General features: G+C 69.6%; 22 protein-coding genes. 1 reads left to right on the top strand and 21 read right to left on the bottom strand.

Annotation, left to right across the window (positions count from 1 at the left end; translation table 11 throughout):
- Positions 1-5: 5 nt before the first annotated feature.
- From ACFVGS_RS22775 to ACFVGS_RS22675, 21 genes are all read right to left on the bottom strand, one after another.
- Positions 6-1,163, bottom strand: coding sequence for a GTP-binding protein (locus ACFVGS_RS22775; protein ID WP_385693546.1), 1,158 nt, complete (start codon positions 1,161-1,163; stop codon positions 6-8).
- A gap of 478 nt (positions 1,164-1,641) precedes the next feature.
- The gene (locus tag ACFVGS_RS22770) at positions 1,642-2,073 is read right to left on the bottom strand and encodes a hypothetical protein (RefSeq protein ID WP_385693478.1); all 432 of its coding nucleotides are present in this window, start codon (positions 2,071-2,073) and stop codon (positions 1,642-1,644) included.
- Entirely contained in the window at positions 2,067-2,540 is a 474-nt protein-coding gene (locus tag ACFVGS_RS22765; RefSeq protein WP_030460604.1) for a hypothetical protein, read from the bottom strand. The genes ACFVGS_RS22770 and ACFVGS_RS22765 overlap by 7 nt, the downstream gene beginning before the upstream one ends.
- Positions 2,537-3,979, bottom strand: coding sequence for a type IV secretory system conjugative DNA transfer family protein (locus ACFVGS_RS22760; protein WP_385693477.1), 1,443 nt, complete (start codon positions 3,977-3,979; stop codon positions 2,537-2,539). Before ACFVGS_RS22760 ends, ACFVGS_RS22765 begins: the two co-directional genes overlap by 4 nt.
- A gap of 31 nt (positions 3,980-4,010) precedes the next feature.
- A complete protein-coding gene (locus ACFVGS_RS22755; RefSeq protein WP_385693476.1) occupies positions 4,011-4,262 on the bottom strand; it encodes a hypothetical protein in 252 nt (83 codons plus the stop codon).
- An 8-nt stretch (positions 4,263-4,270) separates the two neighbouring features.
- A complete protein-coding gene (locus ACFVGS_RS22750; protein WP_385693475.1) occupies positions 4,271-4,588 on the bottom strand; it encodes a DUF6238 family protein in 318 nt (105 codons plus the stop codon).
- Between the two features lie 65 nt (positions 4,589-4,653).
- Positions 4,654-6,054, bottom strand: a complete 1,401-nt coding sequence (locus tag ACFVGS_RS22745) for an ATP/GTP-binding protein (RefSeq protein WP_385693474.1) — start codon at positions 6,052-6,054, stop codon at positions 4,654-4,656.
- Between the two features lie 32 nt (positions 6,055-6,086).
- The gene (locus tag ACFVGS_RS22740) at positions 6,087-7,613 is read right to left on the bottom strand and encodes an SCO6880 family protein (protein WP_385693473.1); all 1,527 of its coding nucleotides are present in this window, start codon (positions 7,611-7,613) and stop codon (positions 6,087-6,089) included.
- 3 nt (positions 7,614-7,616) lie between these two features.
- A complete protein-coding gene (locus ACFVGS_RS22735) occupies positions 7,617-9,518 on the bottom strand; it encodes a hypothetical protein (protein WP_385693472.1) in 1,902 nt (633 codons plus the stop codon).
- A complete protein-coding gene (locus ACFVGS_RS22730; protein WP_385693471.1) occupies positions 9,499-10,692 on the bottom strand; it encodes a hypothetical protein in 1,194 nt (397 codons plus the stop codon). Before ACFVGS_RS22730 ends, ACFVGS_RS22735 begins: the two co-directional genes overlap by 20 nt.
- 120 nt (positions 10,693-10,812) lie before the next feature.
- Positions 10,813-11,151 carry a hypothetical protein gene (locus ACFVGS_RS22725; RefSeq protein ID WP_030460595.1) on the bottom strand — a complete coding sequence of 113 codons (339 nt, stop codon included), beginning with the start codon at positions 11,149-11,151 and terminating at the stop codon, positions 10,813-10,815.
- 49 nt (positions 11,152-11,200) lie between these two features.
- Positions 11,201-12,178 carry a bifunctional lytic transglycosylase/C40 family peptidase gene (locus ACFVGS_RS22720; RefSeq protein WP_030460594.1) on the bottom strand — a complete coding sequence of 326 codons (978 nt, stop codon included), beginning with the start codon at positions 12,176-12,178 and terminating at the stop codon, positions 11,201-11,203.
- Positions 12,179-12,188: 10 nt separating this feature from the next.
- The gene (locus tag ACFVGS_RS22715; protein WP_385693470.1) at positions 12,189-12,590 is read right to left on the bottom strand and encodes a hypothetical protein; all 402 of its coding nucleotides are present in this window, start codon (positions 12,588-12,590) and stop codon (positions 12,189-12,191) included.
- A 678-nt stretch (positions 12,591-13,268) separates the two neighbouring features.
- A complete protein-coding gene (locus ACFVGS_RS22710) occupies positions 13,269-13,811 on the bottom strand; it encodes a hypothetical protein (protein WP_385693469.1) in 543 nt (180 codons plus the stop codon).
- Positions 13,812-13,894: 83 nt separating this feature from the next.
- Positions 13,895-15,052: a DUF2637 domain-containing protein gene (locus tag ACFVGS_RS22705; protein ID WP_385693468.1), complete on the bottom strand. Its 1,158-nt coding sequence runs from the start codon at positions 15,050-15,052 to the stop codon at positions 13,895-13,897.
- A gap of 62 nt (positions 15,053-15,114) precedes the next feature.
- Positions 15,115-15,885 carry a DUF6195 family protein gene (locus tag ACFVGS_RS22700; protein WP_385693467.1) on the bottom strand — a complete coding sequence of 257 codons (771 nt, stop codon included), beginning with the start codon at positions 15,883-15,885 and terminating at the stop codon, positions 15,115-15,117.
- The gene (locus ACFVGS_RS22695; protein ID WP_030460589.1) at positions 15,885-16,613 is read right to left on the bottom strand and encodes an ATP-binding protein; all 729 of its coding nucleotides are present in this window, start codon (positions 16,611-16,613) and stop codon (positions 15,885-15,887) included. Before ACFVGS_RS22695 ends, ACFVGS_RS22700 begins: the two co-directional genes overlap by 1 nt.
- A 2-nt stretch (positions 16,614-16,615) precedes the next feature.
- The gene (locus tag ACFVGS_RS22690; protein ID WP_385693466.1) at positions 16,616-16,912 is read right to left on the bottom strand and encodes a hypothetical protein; all 297 of its coding nucleotides are present in this window, start codon (positions 16,910-16,912) and stop codon (positions 16,616-16,618) included.
- A gap of 560 nt (positions 16,913-17,472) precedes the next feature.
- On the bottom strand, positions 17,473-17,835 hold the full coding sequence (locus ACFVGS_RS22685) for a hypothetical protein (protein WP_385693465.1): 363 nt from the start codon (positions 17,833-17,835) through the stop codon (positions 17,473-17,475).
- Between the two features lie 57 nt (positions 17,836-17,892).
- The gene (locus ACFVGS_RS22680; RefSeq protein ID WP_385693464.1) at positions 17,893-18,480 is read right to left on the bottom strand and encodes a WhiB family transcriptional regulator; all 588 of its coding nucleotides are present in this window, start codon (positions 18,478-18,480) and stop codon (positions 17,893-17,895) included.
- 98 nt (positions 18,481-18,578) lie between these two features.
- Positions 18,579-18,779, bottom strand: coding sequence for a hypothetical protein (locus tag ACFVGS_RS22675; protein ID WP_385693463.1), 201 nt, complete (start codon positions 18,777-18,779; stop codon positions 18,579-18,581).
- Between the two features lie 760 nt (positions 18,780-19,539).
- Here ACFVGS_RS22675 and ACFVGS_RS22670 point away from each other — a divergent pair.
- Complete coding sequence (locus ACFVGS_RS22670; RefSeq protein WP_385693462.1) at positions 19,540-20,412, top strand: helix-turn-helix domain-containing protein; 873 nt, start codon at positions 19,540-19,542, stop codon at positions 20,410-20,412.
- Positions 20,413-20,576: the final 164 nt, after the last annotated feature.

Below are 20,576 nucleotides of genomic sequence, written 5' to 3'. Positions count from 1 at the left end.
GTTCGCTATTCGACGATCTTGGTGATGCGGCCGGCGCCGACCATCACGTCGCGGTCGTGGATGGTGAAGGTCACACCGGCCTCGATCGCCACCGCCTTGTCGATGGTGACCGTCAGCTGGACGAAGCCTCCCGGAGCGGCCGTCTCGACGCCTTCGGGCAGGGCCACGCTGCCGGTGACGTCGGCGGTGCGGATGCGGAACTGGGCGCTGTAGCCCTGGGAGACGGAGGCGCCGACGCCTTGATCTGCCTTCGTCATGATGTAGGCGTTCGCGGTGAACTTGGTGTGCCCCGTGGCGGAGCCGGGCTTGGCGAGGACCTGGCCCCGCTCGACATCGGCGGGCTTGACGCCGGCCAGGACGAATGCGTAGCCGTCGCCGCTGCCGGTCGTGGCCTGCTCGACATCCTCGCCCAACTGCTGGATGCGGGTGCATGTGGTTGTCGCGGTCGTGCGCAGGCCGACGATCTCCAGCTGGTCCTGGACCTTCACCGTGCCTTGATAGACCCGGCCGGTGGCGATGGTGCCGCCGCCGTCGGCTGAGGAGGTGTCCTGGACCTCCACGAGGGCCGGCTTGTCAGTGGCAGGCACCGGGGTGGGGACGTGGGTGTCCAGGGCTTCCAACAGCTTCTTGACCGCTGTGGCGCCCATCCCGTTGTCATCCTTGCCGTCGAGTGCCGCCCTGGCCGAGCCGATGACGACCGGGGTGTCCTCGCCGGGGTAGCCGCACTCGGTGAGCAGGTCGCGGACCTCCTTCTCGACCAGGTCGTTCGCCTCCCCGTCCTCGATCAGGTCGGCCTTGTTGAGGAAGACCACGACGGACGGGATACCGACCTCCCGGGCGAGCTTGAGGTGCTGGGACGTCTGCGGCATCGGGCCGTCCGTCACTGCCACTACGAGTACGGCAGCGTCCGCGTCGCGGAGAAGCAGGAGCTTGGTGACGTCGGCGTCGCCGGGGCCGTCCGTCTGCGCGTAGTGCCGGGTGGGGGTCTCGTACTCGACATTGGCCGCGTTCACCGTGACGCCCAACATCCTCTCCTCCGGCGCGGCATCGAGTTCGCCGTAGGACCGGGAGCTGCCCACGTAATTGTTCGCTGCCTCGTCCCGGCACACGCGGGTGAGAGCGGCCGTCAGAGTGGTCTTGCCGTGAGCGACATGCCCGATCATCACGGTGTTCAGCTGAGCCTTGGCAACGTAGGCCACGGGATTCCTCCATTTGAACCTGCCGGCCGATCCGGCCGACGACACAGAGGCCCCATCCCACTGCGTCCCAGGCCCCACTGGCAGCACCAACGGCACTCATTCACACGTTTGAGTGGATCTTGTCGATGGGCACGCCAATCCCGCGGCTGCCTCGCTAAGTGCTGACGGAACAGGCCTGATGCCCGACCCTGCGGAACGACCCTGCTCTACAGAGTCGGGCATCACGCCAGGTGCTGGTTCCCTGACGCATGTGCAGCGTGACAGCGGCAACCACACGACTTCCCATCAGATGGGTGTCCGCGGTGAAAGAAACCGGTGGCCGACGCCGGGCCCAGAGGAAGCTCCAACGGCGAACTGGTGGAGGGCATGCGCCACGCCGCCGAGCAGCCTCATGCCACCCGCGTCCCAGAGAAGGTTCACATGAGCGACAAAGAGACAGGCTCTAGACCGCAGGTGCGTCTGGACGTTCAGGCTCGATTCGCTCCGCCGCCAGAGCCGCTTCGCCGTACGCCGCGTACGGGCGCCGTGCCGGTTCCGAGATGGGCGTGGAGTCGACGTGTGGTTCGACAGCCCCCTGTGTGGTGACGGTCGTGAGCACCTGTTCGGCGCGATCCAGGGTCAGCCGGACTGCGCCGAACCGTCCCACTGCGAATCCCGTCCGGTACCCGTGCAGGTGGAGCTGTTCCACCGCTTGCACTCCGGCATCGACATCCGGGGTGTCGGCGGGCGAGACGAGTGCGTGCAGTTCTTCCTGCCACTCCCATCCCAGATCACGAAGCACGGCGCGGGCCTCTGCCTGCTCCCATCCGCTTCGTGCGAGCAGGCCGTGCTGCGGGTCGGTGTCGAAGACGACATGGGGGTTCGAGGTCACCATGTGGCGGCTCCGGTGTTCTCATCGGTCCAGGCGGCGAGCTGGAATCGTGCGGGTCGGTCTTCGTGTCGTCCAAGGCGGCATTCGTCGCCGGCCTTGCCGAGCACCTTGTTCATGCGGCTGACGAACCGGTCGTACTGCTCGTGCCAGACGACGGTTGAGCCCGCGTCGGCGTAGGCGTCGTCCCGGGCGAAGGCCAGGGCGGCGATCTCGTACCCCAGACCCTCGTGCTTCTTCCAGCAGGGCGGGATCACGTCCTGCGGCTGCCAGGCGTACGTCTCGTTCAACCAGCGGCACACCGCGTCGAGCCACGCCGGCATCGGCTCGATCAGCTCGGCCGACAGCGCGCCGAGGTCCCACGGCGGGGGGCCGTCGACCACGGACTCCTCCGCGCTCCGCTCCGCGATGTACTCCAAGATCAACGCTGGTGCCTCGGGGAAGGGCTGGAACTGGGCGAGGGGGTTCGTCACGCGGCGGCTCCCCGGGCGGCCCAGGCGGCGGCATGGGCCGCGGCCTGCTTCTTCTTCGCCGCGGACCGCCGACGGCGCTCCGTCTCGTTCGCTTCACGCAGCTGGTGGACGTGGGCCTCGATCTCCGGCCAGGAGTCCCAGGTCCACATGCCGTCGAGGCGGGTGATCACGGGTGGCAGGTTGTCGGCGAGTACGAGCGCGTGGCCCTCCGGCAGCGACCGGATCTCGTCGCTCCGCAGGACCGGCTCCAGGGCCATGTGGGTGGCGGTCGAGTGGCTGCCGCGGTCCCCGCCGCTGCTGGTCTTCGTGGTGCGCTCGCGCTCAACCTGCCCGCACAAGTCCGACAGGTCCTTGAGGAAGCCCGGGTCCTTCGCCCCGCCGAAGACGATGACGTTGTTGGTGAAGCTCGCCAGCTCGTTCGCGGTGTCCTCGCCGAACCGGGCGCGGGCCGACGCCCAGCCCTGGAGGCCGATGATCACGGTGATCCCGCGACCGCGCCCGTCGGCGACGCGCTGTCGCAGGCTGGGGATGGGAGCGATGTTGGGGGCTTCGTCCAGCCCGCCGAGGAGCGGCGGGTCGAGTCGGCCGGCGGGCGAGGCGACGGCGTGAGCCTCGGCGATGTCGAGCAGGTCTTCCGTGATCGCGGTGGTCAGCGGAGCCACGCTGTTCACCTCGGAGTCCTTCCCGAGCAGGTAGACGGTGCCGCCCGCGTCGAGGAGTTCGGCGAAGTCGGTCGGGTCTTCGCCGTCTCCCAGCAAGGCCCGGACGACCGACTCGTGCATGAGGGGGGCGAGCGCGGCGTCCAAGGTCGAGGCCGTGTTGCCGACAGTCCGACTGTCGCCGCTGGTGGCCGTTCGGAGCATGTCCGCCCAGCCGGGCCCGGCCCCGGGGTGCGCGTCGAGGATGCCGACCGGCGCGGGATCGGTCAGCTTGCGCGCCCACTTCAACACCCACTCCAGGCTCGCCCCGTCGAGCGCGGCGGCGTGGAAGTACGCGGCCAGGATCTTCGCGGCCTGGCCCTTGTAGAAGGCGGCGCCCTCGCTGGACTGCGCTGCCGCCCCCGGGGTGCGCGAGCCAGCGACGAACGCCTTGGCCCGCATCATCGCGGTCTCGGTATCGGCAGCGCCCGTGATCGGCGTCCACCGGAACCTCGGCACAGAGGGGGCGATGTCCTGCGGGTCGAAGGCCAGGACGGGCCTGCCACCTGCCCGCCGGGCGTCGAGGGTCAGTTCGACCAGGTCCGCCTTCGTGGAGGTGGCGAGCACCGGTCCGGGCCACTGGCGGATGGTCGGGGCGAAGAAGCGGAGCGTCTTGCCCGAGCCCATGGGGCCGATGACCCGGCACGCCTTGTCGGCGCGGGACCAGAGGTCTACGCCCTTCGGACGCTGGGAGGTGCCCAGCGAGTAGCCGAAGTCCTGCGGGGAGAGAGGGTGTTGCATGACGTGCTCCGAGATGAGGGAGGGAGAAGGGTCAGCGGGTGGCGGATCGCTTCTTCGCCAGATTCGCCGCCGGGCGGCGCGGGTCGTCGCCACCGCGGGTGAGAGAGGGCCGGATCTCCGTGGCCTTGAGGACGGCCGTGGCCGACAGCTGCCGCTTGAGGAGGCCCTTGTCCGCGAACCCGGCGTTTCGGGCGGAGCGTTTCATCACCAGCCAGACGGCGGCCATGGCCACCGCACACACCGCCGCGATGGCGTACAGGGCCACAGAGATCCCGCTGGGCATGACGTCCACTACGCGGCCCTCTGTCCGGCACGGGCAGCGAGGTAGCGCATGCGCCGGCCGCAGAGCTGGGAGATCGCCGCATCGGGCCCGGCACATCGCGGCGGGGCCGTGTGGAAAGCCGCGTGCAGGTCCTCGGCCGCGCGCCACAGGTGGGCGGCGGCGGTGCGGACACGGCCTCCGGCCGCGGAGTAGTCCCCGTGGTCGAGGGCAGTGGCCAGTGCCTTCGTGCGCCGGGCCAGTTCGAGGGCGTCTGAGTGCAGCTGGTCGATGTCCCCGCGCGCCGCGTTGTGATCAGTCGGGAGCGCGGTCCCGGTCGTGGTGGTCATGGAGTTCGTCCCTTCCGGATCTGCCTGGATGCGGCCGGTGGCCAGTTGGAGGTGACGGAAGCCGTTCATGCGGCGTCCGGGTAGCTGGTGGAGACGTCGGTCATCGAGCCGGAGGAGAAGCACAGGTGCTGTTCCGCCACGACCAGCAGGTGCTGCACGGCGGGGTAGATCACCTCTCCCACCACCCACAGGGCGATTCCCCGACGCAGCCGCACGATGTGGTCCGCCGTCCACCCCGGCAGCCCCAACCTGGCCACGGTGGCTTCCGCTTCGGCCTTCTTCATCGAGTAAATGACCACGGTATCGGCCATTTTCAGTGCCGCCTGCGTCTCCGGCGAGTCATCAATATCTGACAGGTGGTGGACGATGAAAATGCACGACAATCCCAGGCCACGCGCGAATTTCAGAAACTTTTCGAGCAGGGCGGCCAGCTGAGGAGTGCCGAGAATGTGCCATGCTTCTTCGGCGATGAGGATGCGCTTGCGCTGGCTGTAGCGGCGGCAGCCCGTCGCTGGGTTCGGTCCCACCTCCCAGGCGCCGGAGTCCGCGTCGACCACCACACGCTCGTGCTGGCTCGGTTCCGTCCCGCACTCACACAGGGGCCGCAGCCAGACCTCTTCGAGGAAGACGCTGATCACCGCGACGAGGATGGTCATGGCGACACCGCCGGACGGGACCTTGGTGAGGTCGAACACGACCATGTCGGTGTCGAGACCAACGCCGAGGCTGGTCGGCCCGTCCAGCATGCCGACCAGGTCGCCCGTCGAATCCTGCTCACTGCCGCACAGCCGGTCGAGAACGTAGCTCGCTTCGAGCCCGTCGGCGAGCAGTTCGTCCCGCGTCCGCTGCTTCGCTTCGGCATCGGACTCCTCCGGGGCCCGGAGCGCTTCGGCAACGTCCGCCAGCACCGGTGTGCGGCCGAGGGCGTCCGCCCGGCGATGGGCCCTGCGGATGGCGATCCGCAGGGCGGAGCCGGCGAACTCGTCCAAGGGCTTGCCGAGGCCGAGCTCAACGATCGTCCTGACCAGTTCGACCTGCCGCTTGCCTGCGATGGCCGGGTCCATGGGGTTGATGCAGGAGGCGCCGGACCCGCCGCCGGGAGCGAACTTCACCGGGGCTTTGCCGGTGAGAGAACGGCCTAGAGCCGCCCATTCGCCCTCCTCCCGTTCCTTCTGCTCCTTCGTGTCCAGAACCACGACTTTCCTGCCGAGGCGAATTTGCCGCGCGGCATAGGTCTTGGTGAGGGAACTCTTTCCGCGCCCGGTATCCCCCATGACGATCATGTTGCCTCCCGGAAGTCCGTCACCGAACGCGCTGAAAGGGCAGTAGATGAAAGCCTTTCCGGAATAAAGTTCGCGGCCGATGATCGCGCCCGCGCTGCCCAGAGTCGGCGGCGCCACCGGCAGGTACAGGGCCTGGCTGGTGGTCGTCTCCGTGTAGAGCGGACGGCGCACGGTCTGGTGCATCGGGGACAGCGGGGCGAGGTTCAGTAGGTCACTCACTTGATGCCTCCGGCGAGGGGCAGGGTGTTGGCGAAGGCGCGGGCGTGTTCGAGGTCGAGCCACTCGATCCGCAGGTTCGAGTTGCGGGCGCGGCTGGCGGTCGTGCGCTTGGTGCGCTCCAGTTCCTCGACGCTGCGGGCCGAGATCGTGATGTAGCCCACGACCGCGGCGCCGGCCGCCCCAGAGGCGGCCAGGGCCATGCCGCGGGAACCGGTGGCGTTCGCGGCGATCTGGTCGCGGGGGTCGATGTTCTTGCCGCGCTGGCGGTCGCGGTGCATCTCCGCCTGGTTGTTCGTGTCCTCGGCGAGCATGCGTTCCACGGCCTTGTCGTTCGGCTCCAGCTGCTGCGTGATGGAGAAGGTCCGGATGACGTCGGGCATCCCGATCAGCAGAGGCGACAGGAAACCGGGGCCGACGGGGGTGGTGGGCCAGCTGGCGACGTGGGCCGTGGCGTGGAACCAGCTCTCGGTGCTTCCTGCCGCGCGGGTCGCCAGGTGGGTGCCCTGCCGGACGTCGACGTTGCGCGGGAAGGCGTGGGCCCGGGGAAGATCGGTGTCCCAGATGGCATGGTCAGGGTCGTACGAGTTGCGGATGAGGGCCGTCATCCTGCCCTCGTCCAGCGGGGCGACCACAGAGAGGTCGGCGTCCTCGGCGCGGGACCACAGCTCGTCCAGGTAGATGGCCATCGCGGCGGCGATCCCGTCGTCACCCCTTCCCCGGGCTGAGCCCTCGGCCGCCAGGTCCCGGGTGAACTTCGCGTGGATGGTGATGTAGTACCGGTGCTCTTCGGCGCTGGTCGACACCGCGTTGGCCAGCTGGTCGTACGAGTCCTTGAGCCACTGCGGGGCGTTGGCCGTCGCCGCGGATTCGTCCCGCTGCGCGATGAACCGCTGGTGGGCGTACGGGTCGGACTTCATCTGGCGGGCGAGGACCTGGATGCGCTTGACCGGGTGCTCCTCCACGTTGCCGAAGGCGTCGAGGACCTCCCCCCAGCGCTCCAGCGCGACGACCTGTTCGCCGACGTCCTTGCCGCCCAGGCCCGGAGAGGTGACCTCCAGCGCGGCGGTGACGCAGCCGGCCTCCGGCTGGAGGACGACGACGGCCTGCTGCCCTCGGACCGTGACCGGCACCCAGGTCATGCCCGCGATGCCGTCGGGCTCCGTCAGAGCGGCGTCCGGAGGAGTTCCGTCCCTGCGTACACCGGCCTCGACGGCGGGCGACACCCAGACACCGCCAGTACGGCGGAGCGCCTTGCGGTGGTAGCGGTTGATCCGCCACCAGCGGTAGAGCGAGCGCCGCTGGGACGTGCCCTTCGGCCGGTACGGGGCATACACGATCACCAGGGCGAGAAGGATCGGCATCGCGAGGCCAGCAGCCGCGAGGGCGATCGCGCCGTTGAAGGCGAAGCCGAGCATCAGGCCGATTACGGCGCCGCTGCCGAGAACGACCTGTTCGCCGAGGTCGCGGCGGCCGACCAGCCCCGTCGGGCGGTGCTTTCCGAACTGATACGTACGAGTTGACATGGGTCATCGGTCCTTGCTGGGGTCCGGCCGGCCGAGCGTCTGTCCGCCAGCCGGCCGCGAGGGCGGCGCGGGCGAGACGGAGGGCCCGGGGCCCGAAGCGGTTCGTGGTGCGGGGGAGGGAGAGGGTGCCGGGGGCACCGGTGTCGGGGCAGGCGCGGCCGGGGGCGGAGCCTGCGGCGGGAGCGACCGCACGGGAGCCAGTGTTCCGCCGGTGCCGGTCGGGCGCGGCGCTGCGGCGCTGCCGCCCGCCGCTGACGGGGCCGGAGCGACTACCGGGCCCGAGCCCGTTCCCTGCGAGCGGGCGGTGGCTGGTGCGTCGGACGCCGCGCCGACACCGGACGGCGCCGGGACGGCGCCGACGACCGGGCCCGAGGCCGTTCCGCCCTGTGAGCGAGCGGTGGCCGGAGCCTCCGATGCCGCCACCGCGTGGCTGCTGGCCGCGGACCAGTCCGGGGTCGAGCCGACGACCGGGCCGGACGTCGTGGCCCCGGACCCGGCGGTGGCCGGCGCTTCGGAACCCGCGTGGCCGTTAGCCGCGGACCAGTCCGGGGCCGAGCCGACAACCGGACTGGAGGAGGTGCCCGTCGGGGCACCCGGTGCTCCGGTGTGGCCGCTGTCCTCAGCCTGGCCGAGTCCACCGTTGGCGGCATCGGCACCCTGTGCGCCGGGGGAGCTCGCGGCCTTGTTCTTTGCCATGTCGAGCCCGGCCTTGGCCACGGCCGCCCCGGCGGTGACCACGCCGCCTGCGGCGGCGGTTCCGCCGCCCATCTTGGCTCCGGCAGCCTTGGCGCCGGCGGACTTCCCGCCGCCGCCCACCAGGGCGTCCTGGACCCGGGAGTTGATCGCCCGGTTCGCGTGCTGTCCGGGGCCGTCGATCGCGGCGGCCGGGCCGGAGGACTGGGCTGCCTTCCGGTCGTGGTGGAGCTGGGCCATGTGGTCGCCGAACTCGGGCAGCCACGTGTACAGCGTGGCCGAGGCGAACACCGCGAGCAGGAGGATCAGTGCGCCCACCAGGGTCTTCGAGACCTGGTCGGACATAGAGCCCGAGCTGTCGCTCAGCACTGCGCCGCCCAGGCCCAGCAGGGCGAACAGGACCGGCTTCGACAGGGCGATGGCGAAGATGGCGCCGAACCACTTCTTGCTTTTGCCCCACAGATCCTTGTCGACCAGTCCGGCGTTCACGATGGGCCCGAGCGCGACGGCCGTGTAGATCGCGGCGCTGCGGATCAGCAGCTCGATCCACATCAGCAACGCGCCGGCCATCATGATCAGGTTGACGACCAGCAGCTGCCCCACGCCCTCGCTGGGGTTCGCCGCCATGACCGTGAGGACGTTCTCTAGGAATGGCTTGAAGTTCTCCGTCGCGTAGGGCTCGAAGACGGCCGTGACCTCGTCGATCGCCGTGAGCAGGAGCGCGAGGGCCGCCGGGGTCAGGGCGTTGACGGTGAACTGGAGGAGCAGGAAGCCGATCGCCTCGCCCATGGCGGTGGTGATGCTGACCCCGCGCACCGCTCGCTTGGCGACGGCGATGAACCAGAGCGCCACGGTGAGCAGGCAGGAGGCCGCGAAGATGATCGCGTACTGCTTGAGGAAGCCGGGCGACGTGAGGTCGATCTTGGTGGTGGCCTGGATCAGCTCCAGCATCTTGCGCAGGAACCAGATGTTGGCTTCCGTCAGCTTCTGGAGCAGGAAGCCGAGCGGGTCCTTGACGAAGTCGATCGCGGCCTTCGCCTCGCACACCATCGGGATGTAGCAGAACGGATTCGCCACCGCGGACGGGACGAGGAAGAACCCGACGACGACGTTGACCACGGCGATGGTCTGGAGCCTGCGCCGCCAACGGCTCGGAGCCGTCCGCTCGACCCGCAGCAGGCCGGGGGCGTCGTCACGCAGTCGCAGGCGCATTGCCGACACCCCCCACCTCGGCGAAGGCGTCCGCCGAGTCCGCCTGCTGCATCGCGGGCGGCGACGGAACGAGCGGTGCGGACGGCGTGACAGCGGTCGTCTTCCAGGTGCCATCGGCCCAGACGAGATCCACGGTCATCCGCAGGAAGGCGACCTGCGGGCGGCGGGTCTCCTCCTTGCCCGCCACCCCGCCGGCCGACGCCGTCCACAGCTCGATGCTCGCGGCCTGGTCTGAGCACGAGATGGTGCGCGTCGCCAGGACTGCCGTCCGGGTGATCAGTTCGCTGCCGTCCGCCGACGTGCCGTCCGTGCCGACCCCGCGGTTCTCCGCGACGAGGCGGGCGGTCGCGTCGGAGTCCGACGTGACCGACTTGAGCACGCTCGGTGCTGCGGTGGCCGCCAGCATCCGGTGCCGCCACTGCTCATCGGTGAAGAAGCGCGTGTCGCCGTAGAGCATGACGGCGCTGACCGCAGCTGCACGGGCGCCCTGCTCGTTCTGCTCGTAGGGCGCGGGGAAGCCGTCCGGGCGGATCGCACCGGTGACGACCGGGTCGTCCGCAGCGGCTGGCACGTAGCCAGCGAAGTCCCCGGCGACGTTGGATGTCTGCCGCGCGTCGATCGGTGCGACCAGCCCGGCGGTGCTCGAACTGTCCTTGAGCTTCCAGTCGCCGGCCTCCCAGACGAGGGTGACCGTCACCGACCGGTACCCCGCCTTCGGGGTCGCGTGTCCGGCCGCGCTGCCGCGGACGGTCGCCGTCCACAGGCGAACCATGGCCCCCTTCTCGTCGTAGCCCAGGACACGGGCGGAGAGGACGCCGGTGCGGGCGATGGCCTGTCCGGGGGAGAGGTCCGTGGTGTCGCCCCGGAGAGAGGCGACCGCCTGAGTGGCTGCCAGGTCGGCCTTCTTGCCGATCGCGTCGGCGGCTTCCAGGGCGGCCATGGCCGTCACGGCGCGGTGGCGGCGTTCGCTGTTGGTGAGGAAGGCGGCGCTGCCGCTGACCACGGTGTAGTTGGCCGCTGCCGCCTTCGCGCCATCCTGCGTGTGCGGGTAGCCCACGGCGACGCCGTCGACCGTGCGGGCGCGCTCCACGTTCACCTGCGGGGCCGCCTGGGCGGGCGTGGACGCCGAGGGGGCGGACGTGGAAGGGGAACCGGTGGCGAGGCTGACGATCACCCCCGCTGCGGTGACGACCGCGACCCCGCCGGCGGCGATACCCGTGAGCTTCGCAGCGGGCCGGGGCGGTCGGCCCGCCTTTGAGGAATCGTTTCTCCTGTGGAGTCGTGAGCTCATGGGTCACACACCCATGCCGTAGGTGATGCCGAAGATCGTGCCGAAGCTGGCCACCAGGAAGACCACGGTCAAGCCGCCGACCATGAGCCCCTTACCCCGGCTGCTCTCCATGGTGCTGTGGCCCTCGCCGAACCAGCCCTTGCTCTTGCCGACACCGGCGAGGAATGCGCCGGCGCCGATGACGAGCGTTACGGCGGCGATGACGCCGAGGATGACCTTCGCGGTCCCGCCGAGCTTCCCGAAGGGGCCCCAGTCCGGCTTGACGCCGGAGACGACGTCGGCGCCCGCGGCGAGGGTGGTGTGGAGGGAGGGGTCGGCGGCGACAGACAGCAGGTTGTACATGTTCAGGCCCTTTGATACGTGTGAGGTGAAATGAGGGAGTTTGTGGCGATTAGCCGACGTGCCGCATGGCGATGATCTGCGGCGTCCAGTAACTGAGCGGCTTGATGCGGACCTGAGCGCCCGTGTGCGGGGCGTCGATCACTTCGTTGTTGCCGATGTACATGCCGACGTGCTCCGGGCCGGACGCTCCGGGAACGGTGAACAGCAGGTCGCCGGGGGCCAGTTGGGAGACACTGGGAACAGCCGTTCCGGCCTTGACCTGGTCATAGGTCACCCTCGGCAAGTTCACGCCTGCCGCGGCCCAGGCCATCTTGGTGAGCGACGAGCAGTCGCAGCCGCCCATGCCGGTGTACGGCGACTCGCAGGAGCCACCCCACTGGTACCAAGTCCCCAGCGCAGTCTTCGCGGCGGAGATCGCGCGGGCCGCTCCCTTGCCGGCCGGGAGGTCCGGCTGGACGGCGTCCGCCCACTGGGCCGCCAGGTCGCGGATGATGCGGACGTAGTTCCGGGTTTCTTCGTACGGTGGGATGCCGCCGTACTTGATCACGGCCCCGCCGCCCGCGTTGTACGCGGCGAGCATGTTCTCGGTGGAGTCGCCCGGTACGTCCTTGACTTCCTTGGCCAGGGTGCAGTCGTACTTCGCCTGTGCCGCGATGGCGTCGGCGGGGTTGCGGACGTCCTTTATCCCGTCGCCGTTGCCGTCCACGCCGTGCTCGGCCCATGTGCCGGGCATGAACTGAGCGATGCCAACAGCGCCGACGGGGGACACGGCGTCCGGGTTGAACTTCGACTCCGTGTACAGCTGGGCGGCCAGCAGACTGGCCGTCACCTGCGGGCACAGGCCCGCGTGCTTGTTGATGAGGTCGCGGACCCAGCCGGGAACGGGTGCGTCCGTCTTGATTCCGCCGCCGGGGCCGGCCTCCTTGGCGGAGGCGCTGTCGGCCCCGCCGAACGTGGTCAGCAGCGCGACGCCGCTGACCAGCATGGCGGAGACGAGGCTCAGGCCGAACTTCGAGCCCTTGTTCATCGAGGCCCCGTCACGCCCAGGGCAAGGCGGTGACCCGCCAGCCCTGGGAGGTGTGCTCAAGTCGCAGGGCGAGCTGTTCGCCGCTCCGCCGCGTGGGTCCGGAGGCCGGAGTCGTGGTGAGGGTGTAGCTCACCCGGACCAGGGCGACGGCCCCGGTCGGAGCCGGTGCGCCGTCGGGGACCGCGGTGGAGGTGATGTCGACCGTCTGCCGGGCCTGCTCGGCGCGGAGCGCGGCCCAGGCCGCCTCCTGGCTGGGCCGCTTCTGGCCGAGGATGGGCACCAGGTCGCCGGACGCGAACTTGGCGGCCCTGGCTCCGGCGTCGGCGAACGAGGAGTCCTTGCCGTCGCGGGCGTCATGCTGAGCGTAGGCCGCGGTGAATGCCCGCGCGCTCTGTTCGATATCCGCGGGCAAGGAGGTGCTCGGCGGCGCCGCTGGGGCTTCTGCAGCCCGGACCGCGCTCGTCTCCGGGGAGCCCGCCGAGATGGTGTCCGCCTGCGCGGCCGATGAGCGGGAGGAAGCCTCCGGGCCGCTGGAACAGCCGGCCGACAGCGCGGCCAGCGCGCCGACAGCACCCATGGCTGCGGATATGCGTATGAAACGGCTGGATCGAGGCATGGGGAATCCGCAATCTCGGTGCAAGGGGATTTTGAGAGCGGGTGTTGCGGCCCAGGGGGAGGGGGCCGCAACACCCCTTCGCAGAGGAGGGGGATTTCCTCTGCGGGCTTTATCGGCGGTTGCTCGCCGCAGAATTGGCGGACCAGGGGCGTATCTTTGCCGCGCCGGTCCGGTAGCTGTTCACTGGTCTCACCGGCAGACCTTCATCCCAGGTCAGATGCCGTTCCCAGTATCCGTCAGCCCGTGGCATAGTTCAGGGGGGACGGTGCACGAAAGCAGCCGCTCATATCAAGGCCATCAGCCCCTTCCAGGAAAAAGGGAAGCCCGGGATTCGGGGCTCCTGTGGGCCGAAAACGCCTTGTGGCGTTGGCCGTGCCTAAATCCTCGCAGGGGTCTGCGGACAACTCGAATCAGCAAAAAAGCCGGAACCTAATTCCAGGAATTAGGTTCCGGCTTCTCGGTCTGGAGACGGCGTTACTCGGCCCGGCGCAGGTGCTCGATCGCCACTCCGAGCCAGGCTGCGGCGGGCCCGGCGACCCACAGGGGTGCGCACGTGCTGTACGAGAGCACCAGCCCGTGCGGCCCTGCGGTGAGGTCGGTGAGGAGGCAGTGGTCGAACGGCATCCAGTCCACCGAGCCGGTCGGCCTGAGCCGCACGCCCGCAGAGGACAGGACGATCCGGGCCGGTGTGTGGTCACGCCACTGCGGCTCGGCGGCGGCCTCGGCTTCCCGCCGCCGCCGGGCGTCGAGAGCGTTGGGCACCCACTGCTGGCCGAAGGTGGGGTGGTTCTCCCAGTACCCCGCCGGCCGCGGATAGACGACGTCGGTTCCGTAGAAGCGGGCGGCCGAGCACCACACGTCGGCGAAGGCGGTCTCCCCCTCAGCCAGCGGGACGTCCGTCGCTTCGATGGGTGCCAGCCGGCCGCCGTTCTGGAGGTGTGCGGCGAGCGCGGACGCGGCGTGCACGCCTTCGGTGAGGGCCGTCTCCTCCGTGCGGTTCTGACGGCGTCGCCACATGACCGGTCCTTCCTTGTTGACGAGGCCGGGCGCGGTCGCTGCGGTGGAGACGGCAGCGACCACGCGGCCCCAATGAGATGAGATCACCAAAGAGCGCTGGAGGCGGCGGCGGGGGCGCTCGCGCGCTGGTCCGTCTCGTCCTTCAACCGCGCCAGCAGGACGCCCAACCGGTCGTTGCTGATCGGCTGCCGTGCGCGGACGGCCTCCTTGATCGCGTCACGGCTGATCCGTCCGCTCTCTCGGTAGGCCGCCCGAGCGACCGGCAACAGGTCCTCCAGCCACTCGTCATCGGCCTCCCGGTCCTGTGGCGGTTCGGCGTCGTCCAGGACGGACGGTCCGCCGTCGCCTGCGAGGTCGGGGACCGGTGCCGGGGCCGGTGCTTCCGGGTCCGCCGAGGACGGCGACGCTTCCCGGTCCTGTGGCGGTTCGGCGTCGTCCGGGACGGACGGTCCGCTCTCGCCCGCGGGGTCGGGGACCGGCGCCGGGGCCGGTGCTTCGGCAGCGGCCGGGGCGGGCACCGGTACCTCCTGGTCCGGGCGGCCGGTCGGCTGCCCGTCGGCCGGTCCTCGCCCGTCGTCCGCCCGGTCCGCCGCCGCGGACGGTCGCGGCCTCGGCCCGGCCGCAGCAGGTGTCTCCGGATGGCGCTCTGCGGGCTTTCGCAGGTCAACAGCCGCGCGGACCGTCCCGGACGGCGCGGACGACGCGGACCTCATCCCGGAGTCCGCGCCGGTGTCCAGCGGCCCGGGCCCGGGGACCTGGGTGCCGCTCGCGGAGTCCTGGGCGGCCTGGCGGACCGGTCCGGGACCGGATTCCGCCCCGTCCCGGACGGACAACTCGGCGGTCCGCGCCATCAGGATGTACAGGTGGACCGAGCCCGCTAGCGCCAACGGCGCGAGCATCGACAGCACCGCGACGACACTGTCCGTGAGGTGCAGCGCGGACTGCGCGGACTGCGGACCGCGGTTCAGCGTGATGGCGTGCAGCGCGTTCGCGCCCAAGCTCGCCGCCGTGGCTGCGAGGAACAGGAACCAGGTGTAGAGGCGGGACAGGAACGGCTGGTGGCGGAGCAGGACGATCGCCCGCACTCCGTACGCAATGAACCCGTCGATGAACAGCGGGAACAAGTATGACAAGGTCTCGCGTGCATGGATCGCTATGGCGATCTGCCGCAGCGCGTCGTACGAGAATGCGAAGCCGGCCGCGCCCAGAAGGACGATCGCCGACCGGTCCCAGGGGGTCATGCTCCGCAGCGGGACTGCGGACTGCGAGTTGCCGGTAACCGGGGATATGTGCGCGTGGGACATCAGTAGTTGCCCCCATCCTGCGGAGCGATGTACTGCCAGGCCGGGGTCTGGGAGAGCAGGTGTCCGAGCTGCTCCAGGGAGGTCACCGCGTGTACGTGCTGGCTGGGGCAGCTCATGCAGGACACGCGCAGGGTGATGGACTCCGTGCCGCCCTGGTCGGAGTAGTACAGCTCCAGGTGCTGGCCGCCGACGGTGTCGAGCGAGGCGAACGCCTGGAGATGCTCCTCGAACGACAGGAGACCCAGGGTCTGCCACTCCAGGGTGGCAGCATCGGCGCCGAGGAGACGGTGGGCGAAATTGGCCGCCGCCTTGGTGGACCGGGGGCCCCAGGTGCGGAAGGCGTCTTGCCGAGCAGCGGTGCGCCGCCACCTGTCAAGCGTGAGCTGTTCGGCCGCAGAGACCATGATCGGGTGGGGCATCGCGGGGCCTTCCGTGGAGTTGCTGGTGGAGATGGTGTTGCCGCCGCCGGGGGAGTTGGCGAGACGGAGCAGGACGTCCGCGTGGCACGGCACGTCGAGGGGGCAGGTGCACATGAGGTCGAGGCCGCGGAGCGCGCGGGCGAACTCCTCCGCGTAGGAGCGGCCCACCGGTCCCCGGAGCGTCGCGGAGAACAGGTCCACGGCTTCCTCCGGGCCCATCGGGGGCCCGGCCGGGGAAGGGCTGCGGTCCCCGGGCGTGAACGGGTTCGCGTACGGGCTGCGAGGACCGACGTATGCACAGGCTGTGGACAGGGCGGCGTCCGGTGCCGCCCCTTGCAGGCGAACGGGCATCAGGCTGCCCTCCCGCCGCGTCGACGGTCCGCGCCGATCATCGGGACCAGGCTGGTCACCATCTCGGCCAGTCGGCTGGCCACCCGGGCCCCGACGAAGTCGGTCAGGTCCGGCCCGGTCTCGTCACGCGCGGGGAGGTTGGATGTGATGACGGTCGGCAGGCAGTGGTTGTACCGGTGATTGATGAGGCGGTACGTCACCTCCTCGGTCCATTCCGAGGTCTTCGCGGTGCCGAGGTCATCCAGCAGCAGGTACTGCACCTCGCTGAGCCGCCGGAGCTCACGCTCGGCCGAGCCCATGACCTGTGAGGGCCGCAGCCGGCCGTACATGTCGGCGCTGTTGACCGCGATCAGCTCGAACCGGTCCGGGCCGCCGGCCGCGATCCTCCGCAGCGCGCCGTACGCCTCGTGCGTCTTGCCCGTGCCGGTGTGGCCGGTCAGGAGCAGGGCACCGGCGGCGGCGTTGTCGGCCAGAGCCCGATCGGCCCAGGCTTGTACTTCCGGAAGGCTCGCGTCGGCGTCGCGGTACCGGGGCGGGGTCGCGGCGTTCCAGCGGCCCAGGGCGTACTCCGCGCGGGCCCGGCGGTGCCACTGTCGGTCGCCCGGGTTCTCCTCCGGCGAGTCGTCGTCGATCGCTTCCGGCACGGTCTGTAGCCCTCTCGCTGCGAGTATGCGTTCCATGGCCCGCAGGGATGCGGCGCTGCCCGCGCGCTCTGGGTTGGGGGCCATGATCAAAATCCGTTCTGGTAGGCGCTGGGCTGGGCGGTGTTCTGGAAGGGCACCCACGTTCCGGGCTGCCTCCGCAGCGGGACGACGTTGGTCTGGGCCGCCCGCTCCGGGGCCTGATCGGGGAGGTCCGCCCAGATGCGGAGCAGGTAGCGGGCGGACAGCGGCGGGCGCTTGGAGTTCCAGCGCCGGGCGACCATCTCGACCAGCCGTTGGTGGCCCCAACGGGCCGCGAGGGCTGTTACCCGGTCCCATTCCGCTTCGGTCAGCCGCCAGCCGACGACCATCCCGGCCGCGGTCATCGCTGCTACCAGCTCCCGGGCGCCTTCCGGGACCTCGACCGAATCCTGTCCGGATGAAACTTCCCGGAGCTTTGAATCAGCAAAGCTAGCTTGCTTTTTGGTGGTGGTAGTACTCCCGTAGGGAGTACTACCACCACGCACACGCGAGGAAGAAACTTCCGGCTCGCCGTGAAGAGAATTCCAATTTGAGGGCACCACAGGGGAATTCTGGGAAGCCCCTTCCTGGAAGTCCCTCCCACCTTGCGGCACGCCGGAGCCCGAAGACGGAAGTTCCGTCCCCTCGCGCGCCGCCGTCCCGCCGGCCTGGCCGAGGAGGATGGAGTACCTGCTGGGGTTGGACGCCCCGCCTCCGCGTTCGCGGCTCAGCTCCCCGAGCGACGCCAGGTCACCGAGGCACGTCGTGATCGAGCGGACCGTCAGCCCGGTCAGCCGCGATATCTCCTCCAGGGTGAGGGTCGCCCGCCCCTGATCATCCGCCTCCCGGGCCAGGGCGAGCAGGACGAGCCGCGAGCCCCTGCACGCCTTGGACTCAGACCACACCAGGTCCGTGGCTATCTCGCTCATTCGAAGTTCCCGTCGGATATCGCTATACGGCGTGCCGGTACGAGGCCGAAGGACTGGTCGTCTTCCGGGATGTACCCCTTCTGGTGCGGCTCCGGGGTGAGGTAAAGCTCCCCGGTAGGGAGATAGAAGTCGTGAGCGACCCGCCAGTCCGCGAGACCGCCGAAAGTCCGGCGGACCAGTCGCGCCACGCCTTCTTCCGTCCTGTGATCGAGAAACGTACGGTAGAAATCGGGCTCGAATAGGTAGGTGAAGCCTCGCCGGACCGGAAAGACCCGGACAAGAACCGCAGCGGGGGCAACCCTTCTAATTTCTTCTTCGAGGTTTTTCCGTGTCAAAGCAGTGAGGTTGTTCTGAGACATGGGTAGGCTCCAGGACGCAAGGAAGTCCTTGCGGGAAGAATCGTTTCCTCGCGGCCGTCAGGCAGCGTCAGCGCTTCGAACCGGCGGCGCGGCCAGTTCGGACCGGCGCTTCTGCCGGTGGGTCCGTGCCAGCTTCAACAGGTACTCGTGGGTGATTCCGAGCCCCCGCGCCACGGCAGTGGCATCCATCGTGGGATCGGCCGCGAACCGGGCGATCACTTCGTTACGCTCCGCCTTGCTCAACGCCGCGGTTGAGCCGCGCAGCGCTCGACCGACAGCGTTCTCGTCGGTGCGCTTCTGCCAACTGGCCCGCAGAGTAGAGCGTTCCGAGGCAATCAGCCCCCCGCGGATCCCGAACTCTTCGTCGTTGCGCAAGGACTCGATCAAGCACCGGGCCGCCGTCGACAGCGGGCAGGCCGCACACAGATTCAGCGGCCTGACCAGCGACAGCCCCAGTCGTTCGACCGTTTCCATCGGCTCGGCCTGCGGACCGTCCCCGAGAGGAAAGAACATGTCGGTATCCCGCCCGGAGCACCGGGCATTCTCGGCCCAGTGCTTCCCTCGGGCCTTCTCGGATTCCCTGATGAGGGGGCCCCAGTCGCCCCGCAAAGCCGCCTCGGAGAGGTCGGATATTGTGGTTCTCATTTCGCCTCATGGTGCTAGCGGCACACGGCAGCCCAACCGGTCCGGTGCCAGAAGAGGAAGCGAGAGTCGTCGAAAACTCTCGGTGAGGAAGGCGTGAGCTAAGCGGCTTCGCTGTCGACCGAGGTCCCGGTAACAGGCTTCACGAAGTCGTAGACGCGCGAATCGTGGGGAACCGAGAACTCGACGTCGAGGATCTTCCCCAGCGTCTCCCACTTCTCGCGGTCCCAGTCCGGCGAGGCTTCGAGCTGTGCGCTCACCCATGCATCAATGGAGGCGTCGAGGCCGTCCGCGTCCGCCATGGCCGCCCTCACGCGCCGAGCCGCAGGAACGCGACGGGGTGCACGGGCGTGCAGCAAGAAGCGGGCCCTCCCGGCCGGGCCATCGCCTCGGAGGCGCGCTCAACCCCAGACGGCCGACTGGGAGCCTGGCCGTGGCAGGGAGCGGAGAGGGGACGGACGTGCTCGACGGCAGGGGCGAGCTGGGGCTGGCCGTGGCCGGCCACTGAGGAAGGGATTCCCTTCGGCATGGCAAGCATGCGATACTCCATGGTTGCTAGAAACGCACGCAGCGGCCTCTCGCCAAAGAAGTTCCGTTGCCTGCGTAGTAGTGAATCGGCGCCCTTTAGGGAGCCGGACCCGGTGTCCAGGAGTTGGTAGCTCCTGGGCACCGGTCTCATCTCGCCCGGATTCCTGCCGGGCTGGCTCTCTGCGGCACGTGCTTCCCCTCCGTTCGTTCCGGCGCCTGCCTGGGTCGTTGCCGGGACACCTGCGGTGAGCCCATCCCCTAGCCCCAGGGATTGCGACGGGTCGCGCGGGGCCCACGACGGGCGACATCATCGGAGGGTGCTCCCGCCACCGGCCGACAACGACTAGGTACCGAAAGCAGCCACGGCGATGCGGCATGCGCAGGAGTCCACTGGAGGCTGGCACCATAGAGTGGGGTAGCCCGATCAGCAGGTTCGATACAGAAACTTACATTATTTTCCTGGAAGTATCAACCCTGATCTGAGGCTGCCTCGGCGCCGCCCGACCCGTCCCCGATCGCCACTCTGGAGTTCATGTGCCACGTCAGTTCGACGGCAAGCGTGTACGCGCTGTCCGGCGGGGCAAGGACCTGAGCCAGGGCGAGCTGGCCGCCGCGGTGGGCGTCAAGGCTCCCGCTGTGGCTCGATGGGAGAGCAACCAGGACTTCCCCAAGGGTGAGAAGCTCCCCGCGATTGCAGCGGCGCTCGGTCAGCCGCTCGACGTTCTCTTCCCCCACGACGGCCCGCCGGACCTCCAGCTCCTGCGATGCGATGCCGGCCTCAGCGTGGCAGACGCCGCTAAGGTTCTCGGCACGAGTCGCGTGCCGGTGAGCAATGCAGAGTCCGGTCGGCGCCGGCTGGGTGACGCCTATGTGCGACCCCTCGCGGAGGCGTACGGGGTGACCGAAGCGGAGTTGCTGGCCGCCCAGGACTGCTCGTTCGGGATTCGCCCCGAGACCTCGGGTGACGAGCGGGCGTCGGCACCCCGCACGGTCGGGGAGAAGATCAACTATCTCCTGGAGTACGGCTACCTCGACCAGGACGCGCCCTCCGACGACGAAATCGTTCGGCGCGTAAATGAGCATGCCAGCGGGCCAGTCGTTACGGCTGAGGACATCGCCGCCCTTCGCAAGGGCGCGACAACCGAGGCATCCGAAGCAGTGCGCGCCGGCCTTGCCGAGGCGCTCCAGGTCGACGTCGCCATCTTCCAGGACGATGCGGAGCTCAACGAAGAGGTCCGCGAATTCCTGGAGTCGATCCGCTTCCTCAAGTCGATTCGAGGAGGGCAGATCCTCGGCCTGGCTGCCCGCGGCAACGGCGCGGGCCTGTCCGCCGAGATGATGGCCACGATCAACAACCTGGTCGGAGAGCTGAAGCACAAGCTCCCAGACGTAGAGGACGAGGGCTGACGCCCACCGGCGACCGGTCCTCGCGGCCCTGGATCGGCGAGAAGCTCCGAGCCTCGGCTTCGTGTCCGGCGCCGACCATTGGCGGGGCGCAGGCCCTGCGGCGGTAGCCGCGCTGCACCGAGCCGACAAAGGCGAAGGGACTGAGGCGATGCCCCCACGGGGGC

Origin of the sequence: Streptomyces sp. NPDC127114, from assembly GCF_042677525.1 — a bacterium.
Lineage (GTDB): Bacteria > Actinomycetota > Actinomycetes > Streptomycetales > Streptomycetaceae > Streptomyces.
The sequence above is the reverse complement of the archived record's forward strand: the minus strand, read 5'-3'. Positions and strand labels throughout refer to the sequence as shown.

Bases quoted from the DNA above. Each gene is read 5' to 3' on its own strand.
- ACFVGS_RS22775 (WP_385693546.1), bottom strand. From the start codon at position 1,163: ATGATCGGGCATGTCGCTCACGGCAAGACCACTCTGACGGCCGCTCTC.
- ACFVGS_RS22770 (WP_385693478.1), bottom strand. From the start codon at position 2,073: ATGGTGACCTCGAACCCCCATGTCGTCTTCGACACCGACCCGCAGCAC.
- ACFVGS_RS22760 (WP_385693477.1), bottom strand. From the start codon at position 3,979: ATGCAACACCCTCTCTCCCCGCAGGACTTCGGCTACTCGCTGGGCACC.
- ACFVGS_RS22755 (WP_385693476.1), bottom strand. From the start codon at position 4,262: ATGCCCAGCGGGATCTCTGTGGCCCTGTACGCCATCGCGGCGGTGTGT.
- ACFVGS_RS22750 (WP_385693475.1), bottom strand. From the start codon at position 4,588: ATGACCACCACGACCGGGACCGCGCTCCCGACTGATCACAACGCGGCG.
- ACFVGS_RS22745 (WP_385693474.1), bottom strand. From the start codon at position 6,054: ATGCACCAGACCGTGCGCCGTCCGCTCTACACGGAGACGACCACCAGC.
- ACFVGS_RS22740 (WP_385693473.1), bottom strand. From the start codon at position 7,613: ATGTCAACTCGTACGTATCAGTTCGGAAAGCACCGCCCGACGGGGCTG.
- ACFVGS_RS22735 (WP_385693472.1), bottom strand. From the start codon at position 9,518: ATGCGCCTGCGACTGCGTGACGACGCCCCCGGCCTGCTGCGGGTCGAG.
- ACFVGS_RS22725 (WP_030460595.1), bottom strand. From the start codon at position 11,151: ATGTACAACCTGCTGTCTGTCGCCGCCGACCCCTCCCTCCACACCACC.
- ACFVGS_RS22720 (WP_030460594.1), bottom strand. From the start codon at position 12,178: ATGAACAAGGGCTCGAAGTTCGGCCTGAGCCTCGTCTCCGCCATGCTG.
- ACFVGS_RS22710 (WP_385693469.1), bottom strand. From the start codon at position 13,811: ATGTGGCGACGCCGTCAGAACCGCACGGAGGAGACGGCCCTCACCGAA.
- ACFVGS_RS22705 (WP_385693468.1), bottom strand. From the start codon at position 15,052: ATGACCCCCTGGGACCGGTCGGCGATCGTCCTTCTGGGCGCGGCCGGC.
- ACFVGS_RS22700 (WP_385693467.1), bottom strand. From the start codon at position 15,885: ATGCCCGTTCGCCTGCAAGGGGCGGCACCGGACGCCGCCCTGTCCACA.
- ACFVGS_RS22695 (WP_030460589.1), bottom strand. From the start codon at position 16,613: ATGGCCCCCAACCCAGAGCGCGCGGGCAGCGCCGCATCCCTGCGGGCC.
- ACFVGS_RS22690 (WP_385693466.1), bottom strand. From the start codon at position 16,912: ATGACCGCGGCCGGGATGGTCGTCGGCTGGCGGCTGACCGAAGCGGAA.
- ACFVGS_RS22685 (WP_385693465.1), bottom strand. From the start codon at position 17,835: ATGTCTCAGAACAACCTCACTGCTTTGACACGGAAAAACCTCGAAGAA.
- ACFVGS_RS22680 (WP_385693464.1), bottom strand. From the start codon at position 18,480: ATGAGAACCACAATATCCGACCTCTCCGAGGCGGCTTTGCGGGGCGAC.
- ACFVGS_RS22675 (WP_385693463.1), bottom strand. From the start codon at position 18,779: ATGGCGGACGCGGACGGCCTCGACGCCTCCATTGATGCATGGGTGAGC.